We start from the raw sequence: 4,461 nt of genomic DNA, 5'->3' as shown, positions 1-4,461 counted from the left end.
ACGCCAGGGCGAGCAGCGTCTGCTGGCCGGGCAGGGTGGCGTGCGCGCGGCTTGGGCGCGGCTGGTGGGGCAGAGCCACGAACAGCAGTGGGACGGCGACGCGCAGCCCGGCTTCGACGGCGACATCCAGGGCATCCAGGCCGGCTTGGACCTGTACGCCAACGCGGCCGACACCCACCGCGACCAGTTCGGCGTGTTTGTCGGGCGCACCCGTGCGCAGGGCAACGTGACCGGTTTTGCGATCGGCTGGGAAAACGTCGCGGTGGGCCGGACGCGGCTGGATGACAAACACGTGGGCGTGTACTGGACCCGCGCCGGCAGTGCCGGTGGCTACCTGGACGCGGTAGTGATGCAGAGCCGATACGACGGCGACGCAACGTCCTCGCGCGGGCTGGGCATCGACGTGCGCGGCGATGGCACCACCGCCTCGCTGGAAGTGGGCAAGCCGCTGCTGCGCTTCGGGCAGAGTGCGTGGTGGCTGGAACCCCAGCTGCAGGTGATCTGGCAGCGCACGTCGGTGGATGATGCCGGCGACGCGGTGTCCGCGCTGCGCTTTGACAACGACAACGCCTGGACCGGACGCGTCGGCCTGCGCCTGGCTGCCGACTACGACATCGCCGGCAACGGCTGGCAGCCGTACATCAAGCTCAATTACTGGCAGACCCTGGACGGCGAAGACCGCATCGATTTCGACAGCAACCGCATCCTCAACCAGCAGGATGCGCGTGCGCTGGAAGTGGGCGTGGGCGTGGTGGCGCGTTTCAACGCCAACGTCAGCGCGTTTGCGGTGGCCGATTACACACGTGACCTGGAAAGCAGCGCACGCAAGGAACGCAAGGTGATCGAAGGGAATATCGGGCTGCGGTTTGACTGGTGACAGCAGTGGGCAGTGTTACAGGAACTCGGCGCTGATTCTTGGCAGGTCGGTCGGGGTAATGCCCTGATCGACCGCGAAGACGGTTGCTGCCTGATCCGGTGCGCTTACCCTGTGTCCGCGTGCGCGCACATGCAGGTCGAACAACGTGTGCAGGGTGGTCTTGGGCAGTGACGATATCGCACGCAGCATCAGCGACACGCCGGCAAGGTTGTTGGCCACGTTGACGGCAAATCGCGGCGTGCTGGTGAGTCCGATGTCCAGCCACAGCGCCTGGCGTTCCACCAGGTCGAAGGCGATCGGCAAGCAGAAGGTGGTGTCCGAGGCCAGGTCGAACCGATCCACCACGGTGCCGGGCTCATAGATCTCGCCTGAATCCGGCGCGGTGCGCGCCATCCAGCCGGCGAAGCACTCGGGCAGATCGCAGTACGCCTGGCCGCTGAAGCTGCTCAGGCACATCACGATCCAGCGGATGCCACGCTCCCGGCAGTGATCGATATCGATATCGATGAACTCGCTCGCACCCTGCGGCGCATCGACGATGTCGCCGCTGTGATGGGCGCCGAAGGTGGCCAGGTTGTAATAGGCCAACGTATCGATGTACTGAACGTCCTCGCCGTAGATGGCGGCCGACAGATCGATATCCACGCGGGATTTCCCATTGCGCCACCAGCAGAACATGCGCAGGGTGTTGGCGTCCGACAGGGGCACGCGGCTGCCGCGCACCAGCGTACGCAATGCCTTGGATGCCGAGCGTTGCGAGAACGGCACCAGGTAGCGCGACAAGGCCGGGTCGATGTAACTGGCGCCCAGGGGCGGCAACGCGGCGAAGCGGGCGAGCAATGCTTGTTCGCAGCGCAGGGCCAGCGCCGCGCAGAGATCGGCATCGAGTGGGACAAGGCGATCGGGGATCGCGTACAGCTTGCCGACCTGGCCCTTGGGCAGGAAGACGCGCAGACCGCGGGGTGCCGCGCGGTGCTGGAAGTGGGTCATCACCTGCAGTAGCACCGGGGTGGACACCGAGGCCGCCACCTGTGCGAACGTGTCCACCACGTCCTGTACGTTGTGGCTGCGCCGGGCGAGCGCGTCCAGTCGCCGTGCCAGTTCACCCGGCCGTGCGCGCAGTACCGCCAGTGCGGTGCCGATATCGTCATCGGCCAGGGCGCATTCCACCTGCGCGTTGAAACCACGCAGGCGCTGCCCAGCGCGCAGCCGGGCGAAGTCGGCGGCGGTGCCCGGGAACCGCGCGGCATGTTCGCCAGGGTGCAGGCGCTCGGCCAGGCGCACCCAGCGCGGCGTCCAGCGCTGCAGGTCTTCCAGGCGGTTGGGCATTTTCTCCAACCAGTTGAGCAGCGCACGGCGCAAAGGACGCCGGTAGCGCCCGAAGCGGGTGGGCGTGGCCAGCGATACGTCGCCGTCGTCCAGCGCTACGGCGATGCGCAGCACATCGGTGGCGGTGCGCACATGACGGCCCAGGGCGAGGACGCGCGGATCGGCCGTGCCTTCATCGGCAAGCAGCGCGGCCACGACCACGGCCAGGTTCTCCTTGCAGGGAAGTGTCTCGGGAAGCAGCGACAACGCGCGCTCGCGATGCTGCGCCACGTACCAGCGCACATCGGCGCTGTCTTCCGGGGAGTACGGCGTACGCGCGGCGGCAAGCGCCACAAACAGCGCATCCACCTCGTCCTGTGTGCCCAGCTCGAGCACGCGCCAGTTGGGCACGTCCTGCCGGGGCGGTCGCGGCGTGGCCTCGCCCAAGCGATCGAGCTGGCCGCGATAGTGCAGATACGCGTTCCAGTACCGTTCGGCATCGCTGGCGCGCATCATCTGTGCCGGGAAGTCCGGGTACAGCGGCGCGTAATTCCGATGCGCGCCCAGCATCTCGCGCAAGGCGCGGATCAGGCGCTTGTAAAACGCCTCCACCTGGGTCAGCGACAACGTGGCCACCTGCTCGCACAGCGAAGGCGACATCTGGAAGCCGAGGGCTTCCAGGTTTTTCTGCAGCGTGGCGACCACCTCAAGCGGCTGGCGCTCGCGTCCCGCGCTTAGGATGACCTTGGATCTGCGCCGCAACAGCATCGGGTTCATGGCTTACCGTGGGATGCGTGGCGGCAGGAAAAGAGGTGGGGCGGAAAGCGAAGGCACTAGTTCGAAGTGTAGAAGGAAGCACCCTCATAGCCGCCCCGTCGCAAGCTTACCCAGTAACCGCGGCGCGCTTCAATGTGCCTGACCTCCGCCCGACGGACCGCCCCGCGCGTGATCCGGCAGAGGGGCGGGGGAGGATCGCAGATGGAATCCTCACGCACCTGTCCGTTGAAGCGATCAGCGCAACGCGCCAATCGCCTGTGTACGCGCCCTCGCCAACGCCTCACCCACCGCCGGGCCCCTCAGATGGGTCAAGTCCAGGTCGCGCGCTTGGACCGTCAAGGCAGCCTGGTGCAACCGGTTGAGCGTTGCACCCTGCGGGTAGTCGCTGTCCTCGAAGCCGAGCCGGCCGCGCTTGTCCGCCTCGCAGCACAGCGCGATCTGCGCGATGCGCTCCGGACGGCGGAAGCCGTCGCACCGGCTCAGCAGTTCCAGCACGGTGGCATCGCGCAGTTCATCGATGCGGTGCACATTGAGATGGTCCCGGCACACGGCTTCGGCCAGCTGGCGGTGGTCCAGCGGTACCTTCAGGCGGTCACACAGGGCACGCAGCGGGGCCACGCCGCGCTGCTCGTGCATGATGTGGCGCGGCCATTCCGACGGCGGGGTCAGGCCCTTGCCGAGGTCGTGGGTAAGCGCGGCGAAGCCGATCAGGTCATCGCCCGGCGCGAGGCGGGCAGCCATGTCGCTGACCATTTCCTGGTGCACGCCGGTATCCACTTCGGGATGAAACTCGGCCCGTTGCGGGACGCCGTACAGCGCGTCCAGCTCGGGCAGGATCGCACGCAGCGCGCTGGCGTCGTGCAGCGTGCGCAGGAAGGCCGAGGGCTGGGCGCAGGTGAGCGCGCGGCGCAGTTCCTGCCAGACGCGTTCGGGGACCAGCGCATCCAGTTCACCGCTGTCGGCGATCTGGCGCATCAGGTCCAGGGTTTCCGGGGCGACGGTGAAGCCGAGCGGGGCGAAGCGGGCCATGAAGCGCGCCGCACGCAGCACCCGCAGCGGGTCTTCGACGAAGGCCGGGCCGACATGACGCAGCACGCGTTGTTCGATATCGCGCACGCCGCCATACGGGTCCACCACCGTACCGGTGGCCTCGTCGCAGGCGATCGCGTTGATGGTGAAGTCGCGGCGCAGCAGGTCGTCTTCGAGCGTCACCGACGGGTCGGCATCGACCACGAAGCCGCGGTAGCCGCGGCCGGACTTGCGCTCGGTGCGTGCCAGTGCGTATTCCTCGCCGGTGTCCGGATGCAGGAACACCGGGAAATCGCGGCCGACCGCCTTGTAGCCCAGTGCTTCCATCTGCGCCTGCGAAGCGCCGACCACGACCCAGTCGCGGTCGCCGGGGGCGCGTTGCAGCATGCGGTCGCGCACGGCGCCGCCAACAAGATAGATCTTCATGTGCCCATGATGCCGCAGTGGGCCAACGCGACGCCAACCGGTGG

The 4,461-nt window shown here is 67.6% G+C and carries 3 protein-coding genes; 1 reads left to right on the top strand and 2 read right to left on the bottom strand.

Annotation, left to right across the window (positions count from 1 at the left end):
- On the top strand, positions 1–877 hold an 877-nt coding region (locus AC1DQP_RS17015; protein WP_478052062.1), incomplete at its 5' end, for an autotransporter domain-containing protein.
- A gap of 15 nt (positions 878–892) precedes the next feature.
- Here AC1DQP_RS17015 and AC1DQP_RS17010 read toward each other — a convergent pair.
- Together AC1DQP_RS17010 and AC1DQP_RS17005 are read right to left on the bottom strand one after the other, a co-directional pair.
- Positions 893–2,962 carry a TerD family protein gene (locus AC1DQP_RS17010; protein ID WP_457318821.1) on the bottom strand — a complete coding sequence of 690 codons (2,070 nt, stop codon included), beginning with the start codon at positions 2,960–2,962 and terminating at the stop codon, positions 893–895.
- 234 nt (positions 2,963–3,196) lie between these two features.
- The gene (locus tag AC1DQP_RS17005; RefSeq protein WP_457318819.1) at positions 3,197–4,417 is read right to left on the bottom strand and encodes a multifunctional CCA addition/repair protein; all 1,221 of its coding nucleotides are present in this window, start codon (positions 4,415–4,417) and stop codon (positions 3,197–3,199) included.
- Positions 4,418–4,461: the final 44 nt, after the last annotated feature.

This window comes from Stenotrophomonas sp. P5_A8, assembly GCF_056400545.1.
The sequence above is the reverse complement of the archived record's forward strand: the minus strand, read 5'-3'. Positions and strand labels throughout refer to the sequence as shown.